The organism is Leptolyngbya sp. ST-U4 (assembly GCF_039962215.1).
Taxonomy (GTDB): domain Bacteria; phylum Cyanobacteriota; class Cyanobacteriia; order Elainellales; family Elainellaceae; genus Leptolyngbya_A.
Genome location: NZ_JAMPKZ010000011.1, coordinates 77034 through 103465, shown reverse-complemented (window position 1 = coordinate 103465; position 26432 = coordinate 77034). Strand labels below are relative to the sequence as shown.

The window sequence follows — 26432 nt, the reverse complement described above, 5'->3', positions numbered from 1 at the left end:
TGTAAATTCCTGAAAGGAGTGGGAATGCTGAGTAATAACCGTTAACAGCGTTGACAGAGGTTAACTGCATGAAGGGAGAGTTACCCGTCGTGGGGGGTCGTGTTCCTCATCTGATCTTCGACAAGCTACAAACTCTATGTCAGGAAACGGGACAGTCTCAGAGTGATGTGTTGCGGGAAGCTCTGGCTGCCTATTTGAACGTCAATACACCAGAGTCTGCCCACTCTCTCGATAAGCGGGTAGCCGCGCTGGAACGAAAGGTTAACAAGTTAGTGCAATTGGTTTAGCTCTAAACATCATGAAAACATTGCTGTATTTTCTTCTGGTGATCGTTACCTTTGTCGTTTTCGTTAGTAATGTCCAGCCTATCCAGGCACAATCGAACTGTGATCCCTCTTATCCAGATGTTTGTATTGCGCCAGCACCACCGGACTTAGATTGCAAAAACATCTCTCACCGGAACTTCAGAGTCGTAGGCGATGATCCCCATCGGTTTGATAGCGATAATGACGGCATTGGCTGTGAGGCAAGATAGGAGCGAGAGGAGATGGCAACGCTGATTCCTGCCTTCAATAGCTGCTCTCAGCGCATGACTGCGGGAGAACGACGCTTTGCAGAACGGCTTCAGCAAAAACTAGAAGACGATTATTTGCTGTGGTACGACATTCCGATCGGTAAGAAGCGGCTGCGTCCCGATTTCATTATTCTGCAGCCCGACCGGGGATTGTTCATCCTGGAAGTTAAAGACTGGAAGCTTGATACTATTCAGCAAGCCGATCGCACGTCCATTACTCTGCTGACTGACAACGGCATTCAGTCTGTTGACCATCCCCTCGAACAAGCCAGGAAATATGCCTTTGCCGTTAAGAATGCCCTCGAACGTGATCCGCTGCTCCAGCAGCCATCAGGCAAACATCAGGGTAGTTTGATCTGCCCATACGCTTATGGTGTGGTATTCACTAGCATTACGCGTAGACAGTTTGAAGGAGCAGGCTTAGATCGGGTGTTTCCGGCACAGCTCGTCATCTGCCAGGACGAATTCTACGAAAGCGTGGATGTGCTGGAGTTTCAGCAACGGCTGTGGGATATGAGCCACTATAACTTTGACCATAGGCTAACTCCGCAGCAGATCGATCGCATTCGCTGGCATCTATTTCCTGAGATTCGGCTGACTCAAGAGCAGGTGATGGATCTCAAACAAGAGCAGCTTGCCCGATCGCTGGGGAGCGGTCATCGAATTGTGCATGGTGTCGCTGGATCTGGCAAAACGCTGGTGCTAGTCTATCGCTGTCAGTTCCTTGCTGAACAAATGACAAAGCCAATTCTGGTACTGTGCTACAACATTTCGCTTGCCGCTCGGCTCAGGCAGATGATGCGCGAGAAGGGCTTAGGCAATCGGGTGAAAGTGCGCCATTTTCATGGATGGTGTGCGGACCTACTGAGGCAATATGGCATTCCGTTGCCTGACCCTAATCAATATGCCGGAAGTGCCTTCTTTCAGCAGCAGGTTCAGCAGGTGATGGAGGCGGTCGAGGCTGGGAAAATTCCCACAGGGCAGTATGGGGCTGTCCTGATCGATGAAGGGCATGACTTTGACCCGGAATGGCTGAAGTTAGTGGTACAGATGGTTGATCCAGAGACAAACTCACTACTCCTGCTGTATGACGATGCTCAGAACTTAAAGGGCAGTACGCAGCGCAGGAAGGTTAGCTTTGCGCCATTGGGTATCCAGGCGAGAGGGCGAACAACCGTTCTCAGAATCAATTACAGAAACACCTATGAAGTTTTAACTGCTGCCTATGAGTTTGCCAAAGACTTTCTCACTCCGACCGCAGGTTTAGACAACGACGATGAGCCGATGCTAATCCTGCCAGAAAGCGCAGGCAGACATGGGGCAAAGCCTGAACTGATCCACCTGTCCAGCTTTAAACAAGAGATGACCTACCTGATCGATCGGCTCCAAACGCTTCATGCTGGGGGCGTTGCTTGGAAGCAGATGGCGATCATTTACCGTCACCGCTGGACGGCTGAAGCCCTTGAGAAAGCCTTCGGGCGATCGCAGATGCCGCTAGAGTGGGTCACGAAAGACCGCAGGAGCCGGGACTATAAGCCACAGGAGAATTCCATTAAGCTCATCACTATGCACTCCAGCAAAGGACTAGAGTATCGAGTGGTTTGTATTCCAGCTTTAGGCTATGTGCCTCATCAGGATAAGGATTTAACCGATGAGACGCGATTACTGTATGTCGCGATGACACGGGCGATCGAGCAGTTGATCATAACCTGTCATCAGAAATCGGTCTTTGTGAGAAAGCTTGAAGCGGCATTAGATCGGGTAGCTTAAAACGAGTGTTCTGGGGATAGCGCAAATGACGACAGTAAAGCAATTTGCCAAAGGGATCGAACATCTCCTGTTGATAGGGGCGATCGAGGGGAATGAGGTAATGCAGTTTTATCAGCTGCTAATTGACTTTGAGCAGGGCAGGATTAAGGCAGATGTCCTGCAAAAGGCGATCGCTCAGTATGAATCTAATTGACCTGTTCCGCCGTCCTTAAAACAGGAAAAATTACACTTTAAGCTTCTGCAAAAGCATGAATCCATCCGAAATTTCCTCTCTCCTACAACAGGCAAAAGCCTCATCCGAAGTTTTCCCCGCAGGCATTCATACTTTTGCGTTGTACTGGATCACTTGGGAGGCGTACCGCACTCGAATGCTAGCAGTTGCTACACGATTAAGGGGTTGGCGCATTGCAGATGCTTATTTGGCAATTGGAACTAGAAAAATTTCAACTCAAAAAATTTATAAAAGGTGCTTTAAGGGAGTAACAGGAGTAGAACTTTCTGAGCAACCAGGCATCGTAGCAAGAGTGCTGCCAAACCTGGATTTGATCGAATCCCTGAGGCATCGCCTCGTTCACGGATATCGCAGTGCTAATCCTGAATTAATTCAGGCTTCTAATGAATTTCTTGATGCCATTCTTACCCATCATGAGAAAGTATTCGGCAAAATTGTGATCCCTTTGCAGGACGGAACTCAAATTCAACTGGGAAATGTTCTTGCTAAACGTCCTTGTGACGGGCGTGGAATTCCTATCCAAAACAACTACGAATTACTGAAACCGTGTTTTGAGCTGAAGGACACGGCTAAACGTGACGGATTGCCCGATCGCTCTATTGTTCATACCTTAGAAAAAATCGTTGTTCATTTGAGATCTGGTTAGTAACAACACGACTCACAGGACAAGCTAAGTAACGATCCATAAACCCAAGAACAATGGTGCGATCAATGGATATTGCTCCAGGTCAGGCTATTAGCACTATTCTCCGGCACGATAGCAAAGTCACGAGCTACAAGATTGCGCTGCTGCGGGCTATTAACGATGTCGTGCTGTCATTTCCGGATCTGGGCAGCTATCGGCAGGATGTAGCAATTCCCCTGCGTCTCCTTGCTGAGTATTGGGTTGCTTACTATTGGGGCTTTGTTGACTCTGCTCAACCGATCGCCCAAGGACAACGATCGCAGCGAGACGGTAGGCTTCGCAATGACATGGAGTTTCGCCCTGCCTTAACGGAATTTCGGCGGCAGTGGGAAGAACAGACTGGAGGGCTATCTCAGGCAGCCGATGGCTTTCTGGTGATTCATGAACTCCGCATTCCACGGAAGCGATCGACCTACCCTGCTTCACTCCTGGCTGCTTACAGCAAAACCTTAGCGGCGATCGCCAAAACGATCAAAATGCCGATTCAGTATGCGGGTCCGGGCAATTGGACCGTGTTTGAAAAGCCTGTTGCTTACAAAGAGTTGAGCGGTCGCGTCGTAGCAGTGCCAGGAACGGAGGCGCAGGATGTGTGCCTGGTGATTACGGCTGACCTCTGGCAAACCTTTCAGGCGATGTCATTGTGGGTTGAGGCTCTGTGTATTCATGAGTGGTGTTTATTCACAGAGCGAGTATCGCAGTCCCAGCAGCCCGTGAGCCGAGGCGAGATTTACAACCTGCTGACCGATCGCCCCGATAATCGCCGACCTCTGACCTGGGAGAACAACCAGATCGAAATCTTGCTGCTGGAAGGTCAAGAATTCCGCTGCCCGTGGACAGCTAGACGGATTGTGCAGGGTGTTGCCTACGACCTGGATCATCTACTGCCCTTGTCGGTCTATCCCATCAATGAACTGTGGAATCTCGTTCCGGCTGACCCTGGCTTTAATCGTCATGTGAAGCGCGATCGGCTGCCCAGTGCGGAAAAGCTATTTGCAGCACGAACGGCGTTGGAATGGGACTATGAGCGGTATGAGCTATCTGCTGCCCTGTCTCAGGCTCTACAGGAGGATGTAAAGCTCAGGTTTGCCACAGTGCGATCGTCGGGGCAGAGAGTGGCGGCAGGTGCAATTGTCGATCGGGTGGTTGATTTGATTGAGCAGATTGGGCGATCGAGGAATTTAGCAAGGTTTGGCTGAGGTTCAGTGGTCTAGCCAAAGTGCCATCTAGGATTGGATCACCAATCCACGGGCTTCTGCGTTAGGTGTATATACCGTGCTCAACGCCTAACGGCATCTAAGGTTAGATCACGAGTATCCACCCTCTAACTCTATATGTTCGGATGCGTGCTCAACGCCTAATGGCATCTAAGGTTAGATCACGGTAAAATCTGCGGGCAATTGCTCATACTCTTCGAGTGCTCAACGCCTAATGGCATCTAAGGTTAGATCACCTTGCTTTTGAACGTTTCTTGCTTGCGTATCAAAACCGTGCTCAACGCCTAACGGCATCTAAGGTTAGATCACGGTCGGGAAGTGGGCGAGTTCACCGATACTCATCAGTGCTCAACGCCTAACGGCATCTAAGGTTAGATCACTCAGGACAAGTGATCCATCCATTAAGCCGATCGTGTGCTCAACGCCTAACGGCATCTAAGGTTAGATCACATCGGTTGTACCAGTTTCGCCGAGCACGACCTTGGAGTGCTCAACGCCTAACGGCATCTAAGGTTAGATCACAATGGTACAGGGGAACCCGCTAGACTCCCTAATCTCAGTGTTCAACGCCTAACGGCATCTAAGGTTAGATTACTTTGCAGACGTTTGCGCTCGATCGATCTTGCGGTTGTGCTCAACGCCTAACGGCATCTAAGGTTAGATCACATCGTTATCGCTTTTGTTTCCAAACCGTCATCGCCAGTGCTCAACGCCTAACGGCATCTAAGGTTAGATCACGTCCAGAAAACGCCCCTCTCCTGAGCGAATGAATTGTGCTCAACGCCTAACGGCATCTAAGGTTAGATCACAGGGTACTGGTTCGCCATCGCAGGGGCGGCGATCGAGTGCTCAACGCCTAACGGCATCTAAGGTTAGATCACCGAATTCGTCTCTTCATCCATGAATTCGCTAAACTGTGCTCAACGCCTAACGGCATCTAAGGTTAGATCACTCAATTGCTCGATTGAAACTGGGCAGTCCCACGAGTGCTCAACGCCTAACGGCATCTAAGGTTAGATCACATGTTGTACCGGGGATTGGCTTTGCCCACTGGCATGTGCTCAACGCCTAACGGCATCTAAGGTTAGATCACAAGTTCATGCCATTGCCAGATAAAGCAGTCGTGAGTGCTCAACGCCTAACGGCATCTAAGGTTAGATCACCGAACGAGTAATGGCATACGCCACGATCGAGGACTAGTGCTCAACGCCTAACGGCATCTAAGGTTAGATCACGAGATCAGTTCGTCCAGTGTGCACTGGTAAACCTGTGCTCAACGCCTAACGGCATCTAAGGTTAGATCACCACCTCAAATGTTACTAAACGGCTCACCCTTTCCAGTGCTCAACGCCTAACGGCATCTAAGGTTAGATCACACCCAAATCCGGTGTGATGATGTCTGGGTTCCCGCGTGCTCAACGCCTAACGGCATCTAAGGTTAGATCACTCGTTCACGCTTTCGTTTTCGTTTTCATTTGTATTGTGCTCAACGCCTAACGGCATCTAAGGTTAGATCACAACCTTACCTAGCACACGCAGTTAATACCGCTAATGTGCTCAACGCCTAACGGCATCTAAGGTTAGATCACGATCGTGGTCATAATCTTTCCATCGGTTGTCAATGTGCTCAACGCCTAACGGCATCTAAGGTTAGATCACATCACTGGATCGATCGCGTCCTTGTTCCAAATTGGGTGCTCAACGCCTAACGGCATCTAAGGTTAGATCACGGCACTTGCCAAAATCCTGGCTGGAAGGCAGTCCACAACCAGTTCTGCAAGCACTTTAACTTACTCCTAAATAAATCGTCCAGACTTGACTTCAATGGCAGGGGGATAGCAAGCAATCACAACACCGAAACTCTTGTCCTATAAAGTTTGTTGAAAAATGCAAGCACCGAGCATACACCTGCAGGAGTTGAGCTGAAGATACAACAATAGGTTGAGTACTTTTCAACCTTTGGACTATCCTCACACTCACAAATACTTGCATCAAATTACCCGATAGCTTTCTTGAGCGTTCGACCAAGTTCCCGGACGATTGCACTGCTGCACGCGCTCGACACAGCGAGTACAAAGTCCCGCCAGCAACAGTTCATCTTCTGATGTAAGAATCTGCTCCAGCTCCCAACGGAGTTTTTCGCGTTCACGCTGACTTAACCGACAGCGAAAAATCGACAACTGCACACTTTCACCATATCCCTTGAGCAGCTTATACACCTGCCGCCAGCGTTTTGGATCGCGGATATCGTAAGCGATGAGATACCAATGCTTCAGTTCTGCCATTGCTCTACCTCAACGTAGGATGAGCTGAGCAAAGAGTCCGCCTTCCCCCATCCATTCCTTTTCTAGCAGCCGCACCTCTAACTCAATTAATCGGCGATAGGTGAGCGAATAGCCTGTGACAGGATGCTTCCAGGTTTCCTCCTTGCGCCGCTCATACAGACTCACGAACTTGCGCCGTCCACTGTCACTCAGCCAAACTTGCGAGCCTCGCACCTCAAAATCTTCGCTGACATTCCACTGTTTCCGATTGATTGACGCGAGTACTGGGAGATCCACCAGCGGAACGCGGAAGATTTCCATCAGATCAAGTGCCAGTGGCGGGGCTTGAGTTCGGGGCTGATGGTAGAACCCTAGAGCAGGCTCTAACCCAACGACCAAAATGGCATTCATGATGTCCTTGAGCAGCAGTGCGTAGCCAAAGCCAAGCAGGGCATTAAAGCGATCCTTGGGTGGGCGACGATTACGACCGTCAAAGCGCAGAGCCGGATCAACCCCCTCGGAAATCAGATGCGGTAATGCTCGAAAGTACAGAGCAGCCAGATTGCCTTCCAGCCCCAATAGCGATGAAAGTGATTCTGCTACTGGCACTTGCTTTAGCACCGCTTTCATCTGCCCGATCGCATTCGTCAAAGCCTCTGGGACTTCCGCTCTACCCCGCTGTCCACGCATCAGCAGCTTACGCTGTCCTTGACCTCGGCAAGTTACCAGCTTCCGCGCCAAGTTGAGGCAGGTTTCAGAATTGCTCAGAGCAGTGTACTGGCGAATTCGTCGCTGAATGCTGCCCTGTCGTGTATCAAAGCTACCAATGTAGCGACCTCCGCCAGAAACCAGGTGAACGCCAATTTCCTGATCTGCACAAAAATGAAGTGCCTGAGTGGAGATTTGTGAAAAGCTGTGCAGGACAACATGCCCGACCTGACGAGCTGGAACTTTCTCAACGGGTGGTGTTTTTGTACCAGAAGCTTGACTGGCGCGACGAGTAATTTTGAGCTGTTCTCCTGCGCGACCGATCGCAGTTCCCGGTTCTAAAATGTGGAGTACCTGGCGATCGTCATCTTCGGGAAACAGGCGAACAGGTTGCCAGTCGCGGTCGTGAGCTAGTCTCGCTTCTTCAGGCAAACAAACCGGGGCAAGGGAGCATCGAGCACAGAGTCGTTCATTTTCAGTCACCGGAGGACGATGGCTTGATTGACGTAATAATCGTGCTTGATCGATTGCCTCCCTCACCGCAGCTCGTCCTGCATCATTTAAAGAAACATGGACTAGCACATTATCAGCGTGATAACGAATTCTGCCTTCCTGAACTGTTATCCCCAGAACAGACTCAAGCAAGTAGGCATAGGCAAGAATTTGAAGACGATCGCTTTCCCATGCTTGAGGGTGGTTGTTATCATCCCGGTGGCAGCGTCCCCGCTTATGTTCGTAAGGAATGGTTTGTCCATCACGAGTTCGTAGGGCATCCACACGACCTCGTAAACCCAGTTCAACACTTTCGAGAAATAGTTCTTCCCACTCTTCATCCTCTTGTTTTTCAAGTTCAACATGGAGTCTGCGTCCGGCAAAGACCGCAGCATCCTGGGTATAAAGTTCTTCGACCTCTTCGAGATAGAACAAACGAGGACAGTAAGCAAGCGCATGAAGAGCTGACACACGGACAGTATCTTGAATTGCGGGTGTAGGTTTTAACGTTTCCATCAGATCATCTACCTAACTGCAATGTTTCCATCACATCGCCTAGCGACATCTGAGGCAAAACGCCTGCTGGCATCACTGATTAAATTGCAACTACCGCACCTGAATTTCAGTCCAAGCAGCTTCCGGAGGCTGCCATTGGTTTGACTCGTTTTGTAGCCTGTATCTGCGCCAACGAGTTCCTTGCGAACCTACGTGATCTACCCAAACAGGCAAAGTCAGAAGTCCGTCCTCGTCTTGAACCAACCACTTCAATGCCTTGGGCTGATCCTCTTCGGATACCCGTGTCACCGCATTCACTAGATCCCGGCTTTCACCCAAGCACAAACCACTAAAGCGATTAATGGTAACTGGGTCTTGAAATGCTTGGTGTAAACGTTCCCACAGGGTAGCTGAGTTAGACAAACTGTTAGTAGTGACCCAAACGACAAAGTGAATATCAGTCAGCAATTCTTGGTAATCAGGACGCGCATTGGCTGGATCGCTAATTTCTTTCTTCTTAAATCGGCGAAACGTTCGAATTACCGTTGATTGAGCAGGTTCGGAGAGCAAACCGATTGCTAGTTTAGTGCCGATGTATCGATATCTATCCATCTCTCCAACTAGCGATAGCAGCATCCCGTAAACGGTTGACGGAGGAGGAACAGGATAGGTTTCAGCATACTCACGGGCACGAGATTGACGGAAGCAGGCGATTGGCACTTCCACTTCAAGTACAATCATCGTGTCATCTCCAGTTGAGGCAACTCAAGGTCGTGATCAATGCGCCGTTTGAGCACTTCAACAGCACTCTTGATGCCTGATAGCACATTAACCCCTAGTGTTTCCAATCGTTCTCCATCTGGCATAGTAGCAATCGCTCCTGCAACCCAAAGTTCTTTCGGGTCAACATCCTGAGATTCAATGCGTCGGATAAGGTCTGGAGCAGAAATTTCACCCTCCTCATTATCTTCAAAGCAGTAGAGACAGCGAGGGGAGAAGTCATGAGTCCAACGGAGCACCAAGCTATCGGGTGAGAAGTCGTACAGGAAGCGGGAATGATTACCTGCAACTTGACCGAGAGCAGTCAGTCCATCTAGAACGGCACTAACACGAGATTTGTCTTTCAGACGGTCAGGTGTGAGTGCAAAACCATATTGATAGCGTGTAGCATGTACTTCGGTTCCGTAAAGGGATGTGCGCCCTTTTTGACCGCTAGCTGCATTAAAGGTGATATCTCCAGCATAGGGCATGGTAGAAACAGCACGAGTCACTTCGAGAACACCCCGCTTTGCTGTTGTTGTTCCTTTGGCGGCAGACTTCTTGCCTTTCTGCTTTGGTTCGTCCGATGCCTCTGTTTTCGCCCCTTCTGCTCTCATGAAACCTAGAACATCGTCATCAATATAAACTTCATCATTAAAGTTTGAATTCTGCCAAACGTTATCATTTTTATCATCATCCCATTGACGATTGACTGCATAACCGTTGCCAGAAGTTTGCCAGTAGTAGCGCAGTGCCCATCGAATTGCTTCTGCTGAAACAGTTGTGTGAACCTCTCCTTTCCATAGAATCTTTTGAAGTGTGGTAATGTTTCCTTCGTTCTCGCCACGATTATTGGCAGCAGTGCCATATCCGGTCAAAACGTTGCCGAAAAGATGTAGAGTCATTGTGAGGTTCCTTATTGAATGAAAAAGTTAAAGGTACGCTAGATACCTGATGACATCAGAGGCTAAAGAATTACCAACCTAAATCAAATTCCGCGTCTTCCTGAATCTCTAGAACTTCCTCAGTTCTATCAAAGTTTTGATTGCTGTTACTTCCTTCCTTACCTGGATAGCTTGCCAATGCAAGTAATGCTAAATCTCTCGATTTTTTCCACTGGCTATCTTGCATAACGAACTCCATCAAATCTTGCCAATTCGCCTGCAATGTCGGTAGTTTCCCTGCTCTAGACCAAAAATCGGTGATAAATTCTCTGAAAGATGCAGCATTTTTACAACGTCCCAATCCTGTTCTAATTCGCACTGTCACCTTATCAAAATTCGGCTTTTCTCCTTCTTTTGTGTTACCAGCAACTTTCCCATAAGTAAACCGCAGTGCTTCGTGACAAGCCTTGACAAAAAGTTTTTCCCTCTCATCCGACTGAATCTTTTGAATCACTTGATAAAGTCCTCCTCGTTCATAGGCTAATCTTTGAAATAGCTCATTGCTGTTGACCTTCTCCGCAATCCCGACGTACCAGGGCTTCGACCGCGCTAGATTATCAGTGATTAATTCTCTAGCAAGGCTGATGGCTACAAAATTGGCATCCTTCCCCTGAACTAACCTGGGCGGAAATTGATCGCAACAAACCTGATAGTTGTAGCAAACCTCTGTGTCTGCCTCTACGGTATAGAGATCAGTGCGCGTCTTCTGCTGAGTTGCCCATGCCACGGTTCCTAATGTCAGCACTTGGCAGCGTGGCACTTTGAAAGTTTTGGCTAATTTTGTTGTTTCATAGGTTAGAAAATGCAGCCCTGCATCGCCTAAACTATAAGCATAAAAATCTTTGTAGGCTGCATCTCGCAGATTAGAATTACGCCGATAGGCGGAATATTGCTCTAGATCTTGTACTTCAGGAACAACTAAAGCATATTGTGCTCGTTTGTCTCTAAAGCGCGATCGCAAATTGTAGTAGTAGCAGGCAATAGGAGCGAACAGCAGAACAAAAGCATTGTCGGGCAATTCTTCAAAACTAGTGTCTGCACTGAATGCCACATGCCGGACAACTGCACCTGGATTTAACCAACCTGCAACGCTGATTGGTTTGTTTAGAAATTTACCCTGCTTGTCACATAAGCTACTTGCGAACTCCTGGTAGACATAGCGAGTTAATATCTTGTAGGAAACAGGAATTTCAGGGGCATCCTCCCCTCCAAACTGCAAGGATTCACTGCGTACACCGGACGATTTATGTGTACTCGTATGCTGTAAAAACGTGCCGAGAATACCTTGATGAACAATAACTTGAGCATCCTTTCGCATTGTTTTGGAATCCAGAGCACGAAGGGCAATTAAGCCATCGTTCAACTGAAAGGATTCTGTGAGTAGCCAATCCAATACCGTTTGATCATGTCCCTCCCATTGCAGGAGAACTTTTTGTTGACTCAACTCCCATATCAAATTTCCTGGTGGAGTTACCTTCTCAGTTTGAAGTTGCTTTAGAGTCATGAACAAACCAGCAAGTCCTGCACGATGAAGCAGTGTGAAGGATGGATTTCCAAGGTGAAACTCTAGCTTTTGCATGGTTCAGCCCCCGTTTCTTCGCAGTAGCAGATTTCGCTAGAGGGCGCAATCGGATAGAAGCGACACCGCTTCCATTTAGATAAATTACTTGGGATTCGGATTGGGACTGACCAACCTTGCGCTTCTCGCATAAATGTCCATTCTTTTCCTTGTGCTTTTTTCAAATCAGCAGCGTCTCGAATCTTACTTAGGTCGTCCTGAAGCAAAACGGTGACCGTTCCACCGCCGTCACGGAGCATATCTGGGTAGGTACACCAGTTATCCTGTAGCCATCTTGAATGGATTTCCTCTTCTGTTCGTGAGTTGAGTTGAACTGCAATTTTGGCTAAGTCTTCTTGAGAAACAGCAGTCTGTTGGGCAACCTGCTTGACGAGCTGTTTTCCTGTTTCTAATTCCTCAGACGTGTAAGGCTGTGAAGCAGACCAGTTGTAAATAAGGGCTAGTCTTGTTCCCTCATCTGCTCGTGTCATACGGCGATTTAAGCGACCAAGACGTTGAATAAGTGCGGCAGGAGAAGCAAGTGCAGAGATTAGAAGGTCCGCGCTGAGATCGAGAGACATTTCACAAACCTGGGTGGTAATCGCAAGTACAGGTTGATTTTCCTTGAACGCATTCACAACTGCTTCGTGCTTCTTCAGTCGATCCTTGTAGCGATATCGGCTGTGATAAATCAGAGGTTTAAGAGCGGGCAACTGTGCAGCAAGTTTACTCTGCGCTTCACGATACAAATCAATACAGGTTTGCACTGAATTCGTTACCCACAAAATCTTTTCACCCCTACAAAGAGCTTCAATTGCAAGATGCCATAACTCCTCTGCCTGAGCAGGTTCATCAACTTCTGGTAGCCATTGAACCTGATACCGCTTCAGTTGTTCTAGTTCCTTTGAGCCTTGAATCGGTTTGTCGCATTCCTCTCCCAGCTCTGTCACAACCTCTTGGATTTTTTGTAGTTGCTCCGGCGTAAAGCTGGCACTCATTAGAAGAATTGGAGCACCCCGAAACGTTTTGATGAACTTCAATAAGGCTCCAAATAACCGTTTGTCATAAGCATGAACCTCGTCAAACACGAAGGCTGCGTTTGCGATCGCTGCCCAGGCATATAAAGGTCTTCGATTGTTTTGAATTAAGCCTAGAACGGTATCGACTGTGCAGATGATCAGTTTCTTACGCCATGCCTGAAATGCCACAAGGCGAGAATCCAATTCATCCCTGTCTTCCGAATCGCCCGAGAAAAGCAACTCCCGATCGAGGTCAGCACGAGAGTGCATTAATGCTGCTTCGATGTCTGTGCCCTCAGCATAGTCAACAAAGCCCTGTGACGCTGTACCTGTTGTGGGATAACAGAAGAATAGCTTGCGACCCTCAGCGTGCTTCTGCCCCCATTTATAAGCACCAATGGTTTTTCCACCTCCACACCCTGCTGCAACTAAAGTAGTCCGATGGATAGATTGAGCGATCTGCTTCTGAAATTCATGAAGAGGCTTTCCTTGGAGTCGCTGATTTACCAATTCCTGAAAGTCATCCTGTGTTAGCGTGAGAGCTAAAACATCACGCATCCAAGTCTTAAAATCCTCATTAGCAAGCGGCAGGGCAGAACCAGCTAAGTCTGCTGCAATAACAGTCGCTTTCACTGCAGCAACAAATTTTTGTTGTTCCCAATCTAAGCCAGCTTCAAAGTCAAGAAACTCCTGACGCATCAACGTCAAAGCAATATTCAGTTCTTTTTTCGACCAAACTTCTTGAGGTAATTCTGGCAATTGAGTAGGTAAGCCCAAAGACTTACTGCCCATTTCTAAAAATGCTCGGAAGTCAGGATGATGAGTGTAGATGTTTAATTCGTCCCCTGTTCCGTCTGGGATAAATCCGACCTCTCCAGAAGGTTTTCGGTTCTCGCCGATGCCAATTTTGAGGTGATGTCCAATCGCTGCCCACATCGCGATCATGAAATTAGAGTCAGGGCATTGTTCAAGCCACTGCCTAAAACTCGGAATGTATAAGCCAAGGATGCCGCTCAATACTTCATGCCGTAGCATCTGGCGATCTGAATGTTTTTTTGAAAACGAAATCAACTTCTTTCGGTAGTCAATGAGCTTTGGATCACCAGTATTAGGATCAATTGTTTTTAGATAGACCATTGTTTGGAAATGGTCATTCGCTTTTCCTGGGTCGTGCCAGTAAGCGCCTAGCCGGACGGTGTTACCGAAATAGGTTAGCGAGACAGTTGGCTCTAAACCTAATTGCTTCAGAATAGTCTCACCGAGCGTTTCTACTAAAACATCTGCGGCTTGGAGGACGAAGCTAATGTGGCCTGTAAATTTTGCAGCACCTCGTGCGCGATCGTTTTTAGCTTCATCAGCAGACAGTGATTTTGCTAGTAAGGTTTTAAACATCTAGTTTTCCTTACAAGGTAGAAAAAACCCGCAGCCCATATGTCGCTTGCCTCCAATGCCGAATTGTTGGAGCCTGATCGAATCTTCGTCGTTTAAATCTGCAACTTCTGTGGTGAAGCCAACGACCGTAAACCGTTGAATCTTGATGGTTTTCCGTAAGAATTTATCATTTCGATCTCTTGGAATCGATACAGTTCCACTAATCCTCAGTCGTTCCAGTTGCCTTTGAGCAGCAGCGATAAAAGATTCTGGTTCAAGGAATCCCTTGATCGTTACAATCCTGGCACTTAGCCTGCCAGCCTGTTTCAGTGTAGAGACCTCTGGAATCCCAACCCGAACATCATGAACCCCAAGTTTTAACTGCTTCCCAGCAAAACGATATACCAACGGAGTTTGAGAAATTGCAACCCGAACCCTCATGCAAGATCGATCGGTCAATAAAATTTTGCCCTGCTTATCTCCATAGCCAGGAATAGAAAGAATGCTGAGATCAGACTGATTACGAATCTCAGGGGCAATTTTTACCAATGCGGCGAAGAGAGCGTAATTATGGTCTGCTGGAATAGCCTTCCCGTAGATGGGAAAACTTAGTTCAACAAACGGTTCAACGGGAGTAACCACATCCTGTGATGTGGCAAAGCCTAAGGATGAAGCCACGCGAAGCATCTCCATAAAACGAGGATTAACTAGGGACTGAAATGCTCAAAACCGAAACGGTATCGGAGGAGGGTTGGGGGTAGGACGCAATCCGAAGGGATTTAATAAGGAGAGCGATTCAAAAACTGTTGCTTCTACTTTAGAAATTTAATACATAGCTTAATTGATAAAAAGGCAAAGCGTCAATGCATCCCTATAATTTGAATCGCCTGACGGCATCTAAGGTTAGGAGCTAGTGAGGGTAGGTTGAGCCTCACTGCTCAGCACTGTTCCCGCTTCACCTACCTTGGAAATCTAATAGTGCTCAACGCCTTACGGCACTTTGATGTCTTTCTATAGAATACTACGCTGCTGGAAAGGTACTAGTGGTCCTACTCTATTACCTGATTGCCTATGTCCAATCGCATTTATTTGACGAATTAGCGATTCGCCTTCCGATAGTCCCACGGACGTTGATAGTTTCCGTTCCAGACCCCAACCCGCTTCTTTTTAGCAATCGCCTCAGCCTCCTTGAATACGCTGCCATTAGGACAGTCTGAGATGTATGCCGGATATATGTAAGCTAGTCCAGCAGCGAGCAGCTCTGCTTGCAGCGATCGTTCTTCCCCGTAGTTCTCAGTCAGGGTGAACACCTCCGCCACTAGCCGTCCATAGCGATCGCGGTCTGTCTCCATGGCAATCACACGCCCATCCGCCTGGTCAACAAGCTGTTGCAGATAAACTCTCGCCTCATGCCCCAGGGGTTGAGCTTTTTCAGGGGCATCAATCCCACAGAATCGAACCTTCTGTTCATGTCCATTAGACCGCACGGTGAGGGTATCGCCATCGCTGACCCGCACAACTTCCCACGCTCGACTCTGCCCTGGTTCAGGTGGGAGCGATGTTCGAGGGGATGGATTGTCGTAGTCCGGGCGATTGGCTGAGGTTTGTTGCGTGACGGAAATCAAGGCGATCGCCAACAACAGAACCCCTAATGCAAATGATCCCTGAATGTGCCGCATTCCGTATTTCCTCGATGGTCAGCCCAGTGAAGTGGTGAATATCAGTCGTGTAAATAGACTTCCCTCATGAGGAGTGTTGTTATGAATCTTGCTCGGTTTGGTGCATTAATGAGTGCGGCTGCGATCGTTGTAAGTGCAGCGGCTCCGGCAATGGCAAATATTCCAGCCTTTTTCAGGGATGCTGAAAATAATGTTTACTTCACAGGGCTATCACCACAAGCACAAATGTCCTTGACTTACGATGGAATGCTGCGGAGCCGCGACTATAAAGCGAATGCTTGCGGGGCATTGGTTCTGAGAAATTCACCGTCCTCGCCAATCAGCGGCACGATCAAAGTCGGTGGGGTTGACGTGAATACTTCGACGCTACCCGTTCAACTGCTGCCAGATTGCCTTCCTAGTGGACAGTTTCAGGAAGCCAGACCCGCCAACTTCAAAACAGCGTCGGGCGATGTGGTGATCGTTGGTCGTACTCCTGGCTCTTACACTGAGATTCAAACCCCTCAGGATCGCAACCGCAACGCAACCGCAAACGCCTGTGGAATCGCCAGGTTTACAAACTCGACTTCCTATCAGCACACGGCTGCAACGATGATTCAATTCATTTTTGATGGACAGCCTCAAGCTGCACAGCCGATTAGCAATCTAGACGCTTTGCAGCCACCGCTTTGTAGTCGTGGGAATCTCTACGTTCCTGCAAGCTGGCTGAGCGGTAGTTAATTTTCTTTCTCCTCACACCAAATCTTTAGTTCACTGGGCAATGGGCACTCTAGAAGCTGCAAATTGCCTTTTTTGTGTCTATGCTTGTCTCTGTCATTGTCCCGGTTTACAACGATCGCCTCAGACTTGAGCTTTGCCTCACTGCATTACAATCGCAAACTTATAGCAACTTTGAAATTCTCGTCGTTGATAACAATTCAACTGAAAATATTTACAGTGTGTGTGAGAAATTCCCCAATGTTTGCTATTTGTTCGAGCCAACTCCAGGCAATAATGCGGCTCGAAACTGTGGCATCCAATATGCAGCAGGAGAGGTTATTGCAATCACTGACTCTGATTGTGTACCTGATGTAGACTGGCTTAAACAAGGTGCGAAACTGTTTGAAACTCATCCCGAAGTAGGGCTAATGGGTGGGCACATTCAATTCTTTTTCAAAGGCAAGAAACCAACAGTAGCTGAATACGTTGATTCGATTTGTTACCTACAGCAGGAGACCTACATCACGCGAGATCATTACGCTGCTGGGGCTAACTTGTTGGTTCGTCGCGAAGTGTTTGAGCAAGTTGGAGGGTTTGACGATCGCCTGATGAATCTTGGTGACAAGGAATTTGGGCAACGGGTCTATGAGTCTGGTTGGCTTCTTGCTTATGTTGCCAATGCGATCGTCTTTCACCCGGCGCGACCTCACCTTAAAGCACTTCTGACGAAACTGAGACGGCAAATTAGGGCACAGCACAAACTCTCAGCACTCACAGGGACACAGCTCCCCCGGTGCAGTTTCCTTCCCTACGGCGTTAGGTTCTTCAGAAATGTGTGGAACGATCGCAACCTACCAGGCTGGCGAGAGAAACTAACTTTCGCCTGGATCATGCACTGGATGAAGTGGATTGCAGCGTGGGAGTTATCAATCACCCGCCCCAAGCACCAATAGTTTCACCCGCGTTAATTGAGTCCGCAGCCGCGACCAGGCGCGAAAGGTACTAGCTCTCTGTTGGTCAAGCGATGAAACCTCCCTCAGATATTGAGGTGTGTCCATTGTGCCAACTGCGAACCGATAATTCTGCTCTACGATTTGAAGCCTCAACGTCTCACGTTTAGCCACTTCTTGAGAGATCTGAAACTCTCGCCGGATGGTATCGAATTCCAACGCTTGAAGCATCACCTGTTCGCGGAGCTGAGTCGCTAGTTCCCCTCGCTTGTTTTCGATTTCGGCGATTTTAACTTGTAAGTCTGCGATCGCAATTTCGCGCTGCTGTTGCTCTGGACTGCCTCCGGCGATCGACTGAAAGAGCGGTACTCCAATCAATGAGAGAACATCGTTAATCGTCGTCAGTGCGCCACCTGTGAAAATATCGCCGATACGATCAAGAAATCCCCGGCGACGGGCAGGCTGAGCGGGTGTGGTGACATTGCCTTGAGCATCCCGTACTTCCGCAACGGCAGGGACATCTTCGATTTTGAGAAAGTATTGCAGCGCGGGTTCAAAGATACCGAGATTGATGGTCTGCTGGTTGTTGGCTCTGGCGGTGTCGATCTTCTCGTTCACCAGTTCGATTCGCTCATCAATTGCCTGAAGCGCAGTACTGTTGCCGATCGCCATCTCCTGAAGCTGCTTCACGCAGGGTTCTGTTGCCTCTAAGCAGGGCAGCTCTCCCCGCATGGCTGACCATAAATCCTCATTCACCTGCATCTGAATCAACTGCTCTAGCGATTCACCTGCGGGATTAAGAGGGTTCGGGTCAGTCGTAACCGTTTCCGGGTCTACTTCCTCTTCCCCATCATCAGACAGTTCCTCAGATGGCTCTGTTTCGATCAGTTCCTCCTCAGCAAGCTCGGCTTCAACTTCCTCAGATAGCTCCGTTTCGACTTCCTCAGTCGGTTCCTCCTGGGACAGGGCGATTGTTGGAGTCGTCACCAGCAGGGGAACTACCAGCACTATCGGCAACCAGCACCAACTGAACCACAAGATTCTGATCATTCTGCCCTTCCCACTTAACCCGTTGAATTGTGCCTGCATACGGACTCCTGACTGTTGAGAGTGCGGCTAACTGCGTCTCTAATTGCTGCATCTGCACCCCTAGCTGTGCCAACTGAAACGATCGCTCTCGTTCCTGCTCCTGCTGACGTTGAAACTGTTCAGCACGTTGAAGCTGTGCTTGTTGAATGGCGATCGCCCGTTTGCTCATCTCAAGGCTGTGCTGATACTCCTGATACTGGCGTTCCTGCTGTGCCTGGGCGAGTTTGGCTTCTGTAAGCTGAAGCTCTGCCCGTGCTGCCTCTAACTCTTGTTCCTTCTGCTTCAGTCGTTCCGTTTCGTGAGGGATAGTTGCTTCTGGAAGGTTTGCGTCTGTCATGGACTCAAACATATCGAGCATTCGTTGCTGGTTTGCGACTGCCATTTCTGCTTGAGCCACCGTGACTTTCTGGCGCTCGACGGCTGCCACTTCATCTAAAAAACTTGCAGGGGGCAAGCCTCCAACTTCGGGAACGGGTTGTGCTGCTGGTGGACCTGATACCGGACGATTGAGGCGATCGATCTGAAGCTGTAGCTGCCGCTTTTGCCCCTCTAGCCGGACTCGGTCACGAACACGATCACTGAGGGGTTGATCTGCCTTAACACGATCACCTTGCTTCACCAGTAGGTCATCGGGGCTGGAGAGCGTGAGTTTCAGCGTGAGTCGCTGTCTCGTGCTGGTTTCAATCTGAGATGAAACGCTAGGAACCGCTGTAGATGTGGGCACGGGTAACTGAGCCTGAGCCGTGCAGCTCCCCAGTAGGAGAACGAGCGCACAAAATGCTTGCTTGATCACTGTTCTACCCTCGCGTAGTAAGGCAGAATATCAACCTGTTTCGCGTCCGTTCCCATCCTTACCAATGCCTGAAGGGGCTGTAAATTTGCTACCTTCCCCTCAGCAAATCGAAACTTTTTAGCCACTTTCACTACCTCAGTTTGATCGACGGGAAGCACAATCTTGGTGCTAGAGTTCCCAATCACATCGAGGGACAAATGACGCTCGGACTGTGAAGCTAGACCCAGCGCAAGCCCGTACTTCCGGCCATCAGCGATGATCCGATCGCTGGCAGAGTTACTGGTTCTCGGCATCTCCTTCGCTTCATCAATGGAGAGAAACGTTCTCGGAAGCTTGCCCTTGATTTCCCCCATCAAACGGTGCGAGTCCATCAGTTGCTTAGCCAGTGCCTCTGCTGCAATCGATTGCAGTGCCGGGGGCAATTTCGACATATCGATCCGAATCAGCGTTTCGTCCAGGGGCAACTGTGGGCGTGAGAACACTCCATACTGGAACGTTGCCGCCAGTTTCAGCAGTAGCTTCTGTGATTCCTTACAAGGCTGCTCATCACGGGTACGGCTTTCTAACTCTGCCTGTACGTCTGCAAAATTAGGCGGTTCTCGATTCCAAGTCGCTGGCTCAAATTGCTTAATACCCCGTTGCTGATAGCACATCCCCAGAACATCAAGCAGTGTTCCTTCCTGAACAGAGCCAAGCTGAAGAGACTTCTTTAGGACTGCAACCACAGCGATTGCCTGCAAGCTGGGTCCGCCTCCTTCAGGGTCGAGGTTAATCATCAAAGGGTTGACCCCATAAGGGCTTGCCATGTGGAGCGGGTAGCACGTCTCACCCTGGACATCCTGATCGCCATGAAAGTCGATCACAATTTTTTTCATTGCCGGATATATAGAATGCAGGGCGAAAATAATTCCTTTCAAGGTTTGTGTTTTTCCGCTGCCCGATGCGCCGATCGTCACGATATGAGCATTGGGAAGCTTCTCTGGATTCCACCGCACCCCTGAACCCAACAGCACGCCGCTTGTATCCTCACCAACTACACTATCCGACCGCCTCAACGGAACGACCGCAGCCGGAGGTAAGGGTTTCTCTCGTCGATTGCTACTACTGAACATGAACTGACCTCACAATAAGGTTTCCGGTGGCGTACACTTCCCCTAAAGCTGCCAGCACTTCGATTGGTGAAGCGGATTCCAGTTCGACGCTGCCGTTAAATTCTTGGATGGGCTGGAAGTATTGCTTAGAACCATGCAGATTTACTGCATCTCGATCGAGTGGGTCAATGGTCAGCCTGCCTGAAACGAACGTATTGGGCTGAGCAAAAGGGGCTACAGCTTCCCTTATAGGTTGGTCTTGCAGCAGCAGTTCCTTTGTCACTAAAGCGATCGGTTTTCCTACAGTCGCATGAATCTTCTCTGGTGCAATCTGTGCCTCTGGGCTGTCTCCGACTCGATACAACCTGCCCTGGCTATCCCGAACGAGTAAATCTCCAGCAACTGTACTAATGACCTCATAGCTCCCAAAGATTGCCTGCTGGGTGATGGTATGCCTGCCCTCGATCGAAACGGTGACTTGATGACGGCTACTCTCGCGCTGGTAGATTTCGATCGCCCCATTTTGGGAGCCAAGTACCTGATCAAAGCTCCGCATGATGCCGCCAGAACTGTTGATATTGAAGGAAATGATTGCTACCAGCACGATTATCCCCAGAACGATCGATTCTGCCTTACTGCCAGTCGATAGCCTAAGTTTGGGGTTCCCTGGTATCACGAGTCGTGCCTGGTGGGGGAAGAATGCAGCTACGCCAGACTTACTGAATACATCGCCAAACCAACCCATCCAGTACCCGATCAGCAGTCCCCAGTATTGTCCGTTCCATTCAAGTAAGAGCAGCGGCAAACCGACGAGTGCCACCAGCCCAGTCGCCAGGAAGCTATGGGTCGCTGAACGATGGGGAAACCGTGCTTCTAGCCAGCGGCTAACCAGATGAAAGATTCTGCCGGGGACACTACCAGAGGTATCGACATCAGGAATTTGAGAGGCTAGGGCAGCCGTTCCCAATACCCACGGGTCAGCCGTGCCAGTAAGAAGCGAAGTTGAGGCGATCGCCAATGCTGCATGAGTTGCGCTAAGCATCAGTTTCCGAGGCGAGTAGATTTTTTGGGCAGTGAGTAGAAAATAATTCGTAGAATGCCAACCAGGACGCTAAGAACTCCCCCGATCAGATAAAGCGATGTGGAATTTAGACCAATCCCAATCACGCGAACCATGCCGAAAACCATGAGTCCTGCAATGAGATAGGGTGTGCCATCGATCCATTGAGTATGGTCAGGGGCGGTATCGTCTAAGCCCAGGTACTCTTCCTGAATAACTCGCTTTGCCAGCATGGGATTTCCGCCGCATCGCTGCTGAAGTCCTGCTAGCTGTGCCGTGCCAATACTCAGCCCCAGTTCCAGCGCATGAGCCGCCATGATGTCACGGATGGCAATGTCCTGAAGGGGCTTGAGTTCGATTCGAGGTAGTTTCAGGAAGATATCTTTTGCCGGAGGTGTGGTTGCCAGCAGAAGCATCGGACAATGACGCTCATGCAGTTCCTCCAGGAATCGGCGTATCTCTGGGGTGAAGTGATGGGCATCGTCGCAGATAAGGAAAGCCGTTTGAGCCGAGAGGAAATCAACGATCGCTCCCTTCAGTCCCGCAGTCGTCAGATTCTTGCCCTCTAAGTCGGTTACTTCTACACCAAGCTGCTCCGCTATTTTGAGCAACAGTTGTTTGGTTGAGGCAGGCTGGACAATCGCCAGTAAATAGCCTTCTTCCTGTAGTTCCTGGGCGATCGCATCCCCTAAAACCGACTTGCCCATACCGGACTCTGCCACGACCAGCAGACTAGACCCTGATCGCAGTACCGCCCCAATGCGTCGCTGTTCAGTAGCACGATAAATTCTCATTCGCTAGGCTGCCGTGCCCGCTTCCAGTTTGCGATCGTCCGGCGACTACAGGCTGTCCCAGTCTTTGCTTTCACATAGTCCATGAGCTGTGGATAGGTGATCAATCCCAGGCGATCAGCTTCTTCTAGCAGTTCTACGACCTGACGCGATCGCTCTGCGCTGCCACCCTCAGTGGGTCGCTCTGCGCTGCCGCCCTCGGTGGGTCGCTCTGCGCTACTGCCCTCAGTGGGTCGATCGAGTGGCTGCTGTAGTTCCGGCGTAGGGAGAACGGCAATCACTTCTGGGAATGGCTCTGCTTCAATGGGAACGGGCACTGCTGGTACTTCGATTGGGGGAGAGGCAGAAATGGAACGGTCTAGGGGAATGCTTGCCGCAGTGAGAGTTCGCTGTGAACGTGCTTGAATTGTCTGACGGACAATCTGTAGGACAGAGCGAACCAGATGAATGAGTGGAGCCAATCGACTAAACGGTTTCTTCAGTTGCAGTGTCATAACGAGTTTCAGCCAAGAGATGCCCTACTGGTACTGACCAACTCATCCAACACACAAGCAAGAAACTACTGACACGATCTTGTAGATTTCATAAAATATCGGCGGCTCCCCATTCCATCAAGGCGAGACTCAATCACCCCATCGATACACAGGTTCTTGGTTTGCCGTCTCACTTGGTCATAGGTCAGACCAGAGGCTGCTACTAATTCATGTCGAGTTAAGCCATCTTTTGCTCGGAGTGCTGCCAACAAGCGCGATCGGGTCTGCTTACCACGATCAGTTGAAAAACACAAGTTCATTGAATCTGAATGCTTTTTGTACTACCCTCAGTGTTCACGAATTGAAGCTGGGGCAAACAATCGGAAACTCACGGATAAAGCTGAGAGTTCATTGAAGCTGCATTAGGAATTAATCACTGCTTCATGTAGACGAGGCTGTGTGCTTCTTGTGCTTTAGGACGATCGAGGAGCAGAGAGCAAGCTTAAGGGGTTGAAGACACCCGCTTGAAAGAATTCAGGAAGCGTTCCGCCTCTGGCGAATGCACTACTTCTGGCGAACCAGTGACCTGCAACAGATACACCCGCCGATCGGTCAAATATACTCGCGTTCTCGCCACCACTGCGGCTTGCCCTGATTGCTCTATTTGCTCTGACTCTAGTTCTTGACCAGGATAGCCATCTTGTGAGAGGGATTGTTCATTCAGCAATCGATAGTCTGTGCCAATAAATTGGTCTCGAACTCTGTTAAAAAACGCTTCCCTCTGGTATTCACTGTATTGAGTTGAAACATTAGAACTAGGCATGTCCACCAGGAAGTAGAGTCCTCCAAGATCTCCTTGATCAAGGCTGAAAAAGTGAGTGTCACGGAACGGGGAGTCACTGGGAGGAGGCGGACTGTCTGCCGAGTTCATTGGTCTGCTGGGCATGAGAACGCTAAATCCGTTAGACACGACCTCATACCACTCTGTCTCCGGTGCTTGTTGAGAGCTAACAGCCTGGGCTAGAACCGATGGAGGGGTTCAGTGGCTTTGATGGCTTGAAGCGGGGTAGCCAGAAGCGGAAGCAGAAGGACTGTCAGAAGCTTGAAGCGAAGAGTAGTGTTCATAGAACCAACTTCAACAGGGGTGAGGTTAGACTACACACGGACAAGAACTAATCCCTAAAGAAATAAACCCGTTCTGCAGCAGTAGGGGAATGTAGAAAATTGAACCTAGCTACGCTCCTGATTTTTGACTTACAGGTAGACAGATGGTCGCTACCAGCTACCAATAAAATTCTAATCTTTACCCAGCAAGTATTTCAGGTCTTTAGCTTCTACCTTGACATCGTAGGGGTCACTGGTTCGAGTCCAGTTGTGTCCATCGCCTAATGTACAGTGACTAATTAAATGTCATCGGTGACAAATTGTTGTCGCTCATGACAAATTAGTGTCTTTGAGACAAATTAGTGTCGTCTAATCGGTGGTGACAAATTAGTGTCGTCTAAGAATGTCAACGTAGTGCTCTCTTTCAACCCGCATTAAGATTTTTCAGTACGGAACCGTAGTTCAGTACGAGAAGTGTTGCTGTTCTGCTAGTGCTCTGTTTCTAGCGTTTCTAAATCCCAAAAGTTTCTTGCGTCTCAACCTGCCTCACTTGGGACAGGCGATTGCGACAGCTTCTCGCCTTTCAGCTCTATGGGACGATTGCTCACTTTATGGGTTCATAACTGCACGATTGCTCAGCTTATGGTCTCAAAAGCTAAAATCCAGCCGATGAGTCCCAACGAGAAATCAATCCTTCCAGTCTGATCTAGCCTCAATCCTCATCTTTATCCAGTTGCGGAAACTGCTCGAGAATTTTGGTGATGAGCATATAGAGTTCATCTAAAATCTCCTCGGCTCCTTCGTCATCCACCTCGGCTAATAATTGCTCAATGGCTGTAACGTTGTGAACAAGGCGATCGGATTGCTGACGGCTAAGGGAGGGCATAGCAATAGTTGCTTCCTGATGATTGCTAGCTGTTTATTGTAGTGTTTCTTCCAGCTATTTCCCAAGGGATTCCGCTAACGCTGCTTTCGTTCGAGCCACTGAAAGGCGAATCCGCTCTACCTGCGACTCGTAAGCCGCCTGCTGTTGGGGTGACCCATCACCAGGGTTCGCCTTCAAAATCTGCTCATAGTAGCGAAAAACTTGAAATGCATAACTGGCAACGGCAATCTGCTCTTGGGAAAGAGACATGATGCGATTAACCAGGTCGGCACAGGTTGCTGAATAAGGAAGGGCAAAAACATCGGCATAGAGCGGAGGAAGGCTATGCGATCGGGTTTTCAACTCCTCCAATAGTCTCACTGCTTCCTCAGATAGCTCCCCATCAAAATCGGCTAAGGAATTCAGTAGAGATAGTAGCAGGAATTTTGAGCGTTTCTGCTTCACTGTAGGACAGGCAATAATGGTAATTCCTTCAAGATTCTAGCAGGCAAAGCACAGTTGATTTCTCTTCCGAATGCTGCACTGGAATACTAGGTAGTGCATCAGACTGTAGTGGGTTAGGTAAAGTGGCTCTACTTTTAAGCAAGACCTATGGAATGCCTGCTCTGTAGTCATCCCACCACTCACAAACACGGTAAAGCCCCCAACGGCTTTTTAGGCGGGAGCAGCAGTTCAATCTCTTGCCATTCCGCATCAGTCTTGATTTACCTTTTATTTATTGAGCCTTAGCTGATTACTGGTAGAACAACTCACTCACTTTCTGAAGCGGACCGAATAAGTTGGCTCCCGTTTTCTAGCATAAGCAGCTCAAACAGTTTTCGATCGGCATCTCGTACTCTGGTGCTGAGCAGTTTGTTTCGCTGTCCCGATCGCTTCTCCCTTGGCGATGTTTGCCCTTGCTGTTGTTGGAGGCGATCGCCCGAATCGGATCAGCAACGGCTTTGATTCCCTTATCTGTGTTGCCTGGAAGTATAGTAATCAACTGAATCCAGAGCAGGGAGCTTGGGAGATCGAGCGGCAATTAAGCAGAGTCGGGATTGGGAAGTTGAGGGGCGATCGCTTTCTTTGGTTTGGCTGTACTAACTTGCGATTGGTGTCACTTTTTGACGAGTGGGACGCTTGCGATCGGATTTCTTTTTCAGACCGACAGATTGCGCTTCGTTGCTGTCTGAGCCAAACTGCCCTTTGACGACTTCTTTCATTGCCAGCACTGCGTTGTGAAATTCCCATTCTGCCAGTCGTGCTGCGTCAGAAGCTGCTCGATACAGGGCTAGCTTTTCGGTTTCGGCTTGCTGCTGTGCCAGCATGGTTTGATATGCCTGCTGCAAGGCTTCGGGTGTGGCGTTGAAACGTTTGGTGCTGTAACCCACGATCGTGCGATAACCGTTAAAGGCATCGACATCTTGATTGAGCACAGCAGGGGTGAGGCGACGATTGGTATCTGGGCTAGGCATAGTGCACCTTCAGTAATTATTTACATATTTAATGTGCCCATTGAAACAAGAAGTTTAACGATCGTACTGAGAATAGGTTAAGTTGCAGAAGGATTGCGATCGATCGCATTAAGACTGTGAGGCGTTACCGAAGGATTGCGATCGGGTGCATTGGCTTTGCGGCTGGTTACAGAAGGATTGTGATGAGTGACATTGCTTTTGCAATTCACTGCATTGGCTTTGCGTCTTTTCACCATGCCTGATGGATGAGCCATAATGAGGCTCAAAGCATGAGTTTT

28 protein-coding genes and 1 CRISPR repeat array are annotated in these 26432 nt (G+C 49.1%); of the genes, 8 read left to right on the top strand and 20 right to left on the bottom strand.

Annotated elements, in window-relative coordinates; translation table 11 throughout:
• The first annotated feature begins 68 nt into the window (after window positions 1-68).
• The 6 genes from NDA02_RS16865 to NDA02_RS16840 are packed head-to-tail and all read left to right on the top strand — an operon-like array spanning window position 69 to window position 4457.
• Entirely contained in the window at window positions 69-287 is a 219-nt protein-coding gene (locus tag NDA02_RS16865) for a ribbon-helix-helix protein, CopG family (RefSeq protein ID WP_348248360.1), read from the top strand.
• An 11-nt stretch (window positions 288-298) separates the two neighbouring features.
• Window positions 299-535, top strand: coding sequence for a hypothetical protein (locus NDA02_RS16860; protein WP_348255388.1), 237 nt, complete (start codon window positions 299-301; stop codon window positions 533-535).
• Between the two features lie 12 nt (window positions 536-547).
• Window positions 548-2344 (top strand): 3'-5' exonuclease, encoded by a 1797-nt coding sequence (locus NDA02_RS16855; RefSeq protein WP_348255386.1) that lies wholly within the window; start codon window positions 548-550, stop codon window positions 2342-2344.
• A 25-nt stretch (window positions 2345-2369) separates the two neighbouring features.
• Window positions 2370-2537 carry a hypothetical protein gene (locus tag NDA02_RS16850; protein WP_348255385.1) on the top strand — a complete coding sequence of 56 codons (168 nt, stop codon included), beginning with the start codon at window positions 2370-2372 and terminating at the stop codon, window positions 2535-2537.
• A 55-nt stretch (window positions 2538-2592) separates the two neighbouring features.
• Entirely contained in the window at window positions 2593-3222 is a 630-nt protein-coding gene (locus NDA02_RS16845) for a hypothetical protein (RefSeq protein ID WP_348255383.1), read from the top strand.
• Window positions 3223-3275: 53 nt separating this feature from the next.
• Window positions 3276-4457 (top strand): hypothetical protein, encoded by a 1182-nt coding sequence (locus NDA02_RS16840; protein WP_348255381.1) that lies wholly within the window; start codon window positions 3276-3278, stop codon window positions 4455-4457.
• Window positions 4458-4463: 6 nt separating this feature from the next.
• A CRISPR array of direct repeats spans window positions 4464-6205; the repeat unit is 36 nt; unit sequence GTGCTCAACGCCTAACGGCATCTAAGGTTAGATCAC.
• A gap of 261 nt (window positions 6206-6466) precedes the next feature.
• On the opposite strand, the gene cas2 is transcribed toward NDA02_RS16840, so the two are convergent.
• The 8 genes from cas2 to NDA02_RS16800 form a co-directional block, all read right to left on the bottom strand.
• Entirely contained in the window at window positions 6467-6760 is a 294-nt protein-coding gene (gene cas2, locus NDA02_RS16835) for a CRISPR-associated endonuclease Cas2 (protein ID WP_348255380.1), read from the bottom strand.
• A gap of 9 nt (window positions 6761-6769) precedes the next feature.
• Window positions 6770-8455, bottom strand: a complete 1686-nt coding sequence (cas1, locus tag NDA02_RS16830) for a type I-MYXAN CRISPR-associated endonuclease Cas1 (protein WP_348255379.1) — start codon at window positions 8453-8455, stop codon at window positions 6770-6772.
• Between the two features lie 90 nt (window positions 8456-8545).
• Window positions 8546-9175 (bottom strand): type I-MYXAN CRISPR-associated protein Cas5/Cmx5/DevS, encoded by a 630-nt coding sequence (gene cas5, locus NDA02_RS16825; RefSeq protein WP_348255378.1) that lies wholly within the window; start codon window positions 9173-9175, stop codon window positions 8546-8548.
• Entirely contained in the window at window positions 9172-10098 is a 927-nt protein-coding gene (cas7i, locus tag NDA02_RS16820; protein ID WP_348255377.1) for a type I-B CRISPR-associated protein Cas7/Cst2/DevR, read from the bottom strand. The genes cas5 and cas7i overlap by 4 nt, the downstream gene beginning before the upstream one ends.
• Window positions 10099-10168: 70 nt before the next feature.
• Window positions 10169-11716, bottom strand: a complete 1548-nt coding sequence (cas8a1, locus tag NDA02_RS16815; RefSeq protein WP_348255375.1) for a type I-MYXAN CRISPR-associated Cas8a1/Cmx1 — start codon at window positions 11714-11716, stop codon at window positions 10169-10171.
• Window positions 11704-14106, bottom strand: a complete 2403-nt coding sequence (cas3, locus tag NDA02_RS16810) for a CRISPR-associated helicase Cas3' (protein WP_348255374.1) — start codon at window positions 14104-14106, stop codon at window positions 11704-11706. The genes cas8a1 and cas3 overlap by 13 nt, the downstream gene beginning before the upstream one ends.
• Window positions 14107-14763: a type I-MYXAN CRISPR-associated protein Cas6/Cmx6 gene (gene cas6, locus NDA02_RS16805; RefSeq protein ID WP_348255372.1), complete on the bottom strand. Its 657-nt coding sequence runs from the start codon at window positions 14761-14763 to the stop codon at window positions 14107-14109.
• Between the two features lie 419 nt (window positions 14764-15182).
• A complete protein-coding gene (locus NDA02_RS16800) occupies window positions 15183-15764 on the bottom strand; it encodes a thermonuclease family protein (protein WP_348255370.1) in 582 nt (193 codons plus the stop codon).
• 81 nt (window positions 15765-15845) lie between these two features.
• On the opposite strand from NDA02_RS16800, the gene NDA02_RS16795 reads away from it, so the two are divergent.
• Window positions 15846-16484, top strand: coding sequence for a hypothetical protein (locus NDA02_RS16795; protein ID WP_348248348.1), 639 nt, complete (start codon window positions 15846-15848; stop codon window positions 16482-16484).
• Window positions 16485-16564: 80 nt separating this feature from the next.
• Complete coding sequence (locus NDA02_RS16790; protein ID WP_348255369.1) at window positions 16565-17416, top strand: glycosyltransferase family A protein; 852 nt, start codon at window positions 16565-16567, stop codon at window positions 17414-17416.
• Here the strand turns inward: NDA02_RS16790 and NDA02_RS16785 are convergent.
• From NDA02_RS16785 to NDA02_RS16730, 12 genes are all read right to left on the bottom strand, one after another.
• Window positions 17390-18421 (bottom strand): hypothetical protein, encoded by a 1032-nt coding sequence (locus NDA02_RS16785; RefSeq protein ID WP_348255368.1) that lies wholly within the window; start codon window positions 18419-18421, stop codon window positions 17390-17392. The two genes, NDA02_RS16790 and NDA02_RS16785, sit on opposite strands and share 27 nt — an antisense overlap.
• Entirely contained in the window at window positions 18357-19295 is a 939-nt protein-coding gene (locus NDA02_RS16780; protein ID WP_348255366.1) for a hypothetical protein, read from the bottom strand. Before NDA02_RS16780 ends, NDA02_RS16785 begins: the two co-directional genes overlap by 65 nt.
• The gene (locus NDA02_RS16775) at window positions 19292-20407 is read right to left on the bottom strand and encodes an ATP-binding protein (protein WP_348255364.1); all 1116 of its coding nucleotides are present in this window, start codon (window positions 20405-20407) and stop codon (window positions 19292-19294) included. The genes NDA02_RS16780 and NDA02_RS16775 overlap by 4 nt, the downstream gene beginning before the upstream one ends.
• Entirely contained in the window at window positions 20397-21428 is a 1032-nt protein-coding gene (locus NDA02_RS16770; protein WP_348255362.1) for a metal-dependent hydrolase, read from the bottom strand. The genes NDA02_RS16775 and NDA02_RS16770 overlap by 11 nt, the downstream gene beginning before the upstream one ends.
• On the bottom strand, window positions 21428-22240 hold the full coding sequence (locus NDA02_RS16765; RefSeq protein ID WP_348255360.1) for an ATP-binding protein: 813 nt from the start codon (window positions 22238-22240) through the stop codon (window positions 21428-21430). Before NDA02_RS16765 ends, NDA02_RS16770 begins: the two co-directional genes overlap by 1 nt.
• Window positions 22237-22731 carry a hypothetical protein gene (locus NDA02_RS16760; RefSeq protein WP_348255359.1) on the bottom strand — a complete coding sequence of 165 codons (495 nt, stop codon included), beginning with the start codon at window positions 22729-22731 and terminating at the stop codon, window positions 22237-22239. Before NDA02_RS16760 ends, NDA02_RS16765 begins: the two co-directional genes overlap by 4 nt.
• A 481-nt stretch (window positions 22732-23212) precedes the next feature.
• On the bottom strand, window positions 23213-23656 hold the full coding sequence (locus NDA02_RS16755; RefSeq protein ID WP_348255357.1) for a hypothetical protein: 444 nt from the start codon (window positions 23654-23656) through the stop codon (window positions 23213-23215).
• 870 nt (window positions 23657-24526) lie between these two features.
• The gene (locus NDA02_RS16750) at window positions 24527-24700 is read right to left on the bottom strand and encodes a hypothetical protein (protein ID WP_190790979.1); all 174 of its coding nucleotides are present in this window, start codon (window positions 24698-24700) and stop codon (window positions 24527-24529) included.
• A 54-nt stretch (window positions 24701-24754) separates the two neighbouring features.
• Window positions 24755-25060, bottom strand: a complete 306-nt coding sequence (locus NDA02_RS16745) for a hypothetical protein (protein ID WP_190790980.1) — start codon at window positions 25058-25060, stop codon at window positions 24755-24757.
• A 433-nt stretch (window positions 25061-25493) separates the two neighbouring features.
• A complete protein-coding gene (locus tag NDA02_RS16740; RefSeq protein WP_190790981.1) occupies window positions 25494-25682 on the bottom strand; it encodes a hypothetical protein in 189 nt (62 codons plus the stop codon).
• A 97-nt stretch (window positions 25683-25779) separates the two neighbouring features.
• Window positions 25780-26154: a hypothetical protein gene (locus tag NDA02_RS16735; RefSeq protein WP_348255355.1), complete on the bottom strand. Its 375-nt coding sequence runs from the start codon at window positions 26152-26154 to the stop codon at window positions 25780-25782.
• A gap of 77 nt (window positions 26155-26231) precedes the next feature.
• Window positions 26232-26408: a hypothetical protein gene (locus NDA02_RS16730; RefSeq protein ID WP_190790983.1), complete on the bottom strand. Its 177-nt coding sequence runs from the start codon at window positions 26406-26408 to the stop codon at window positions 26232-26234.
• Between the last annotated feature and the right edge of the window lie 24 nt (window positions 26409-26432).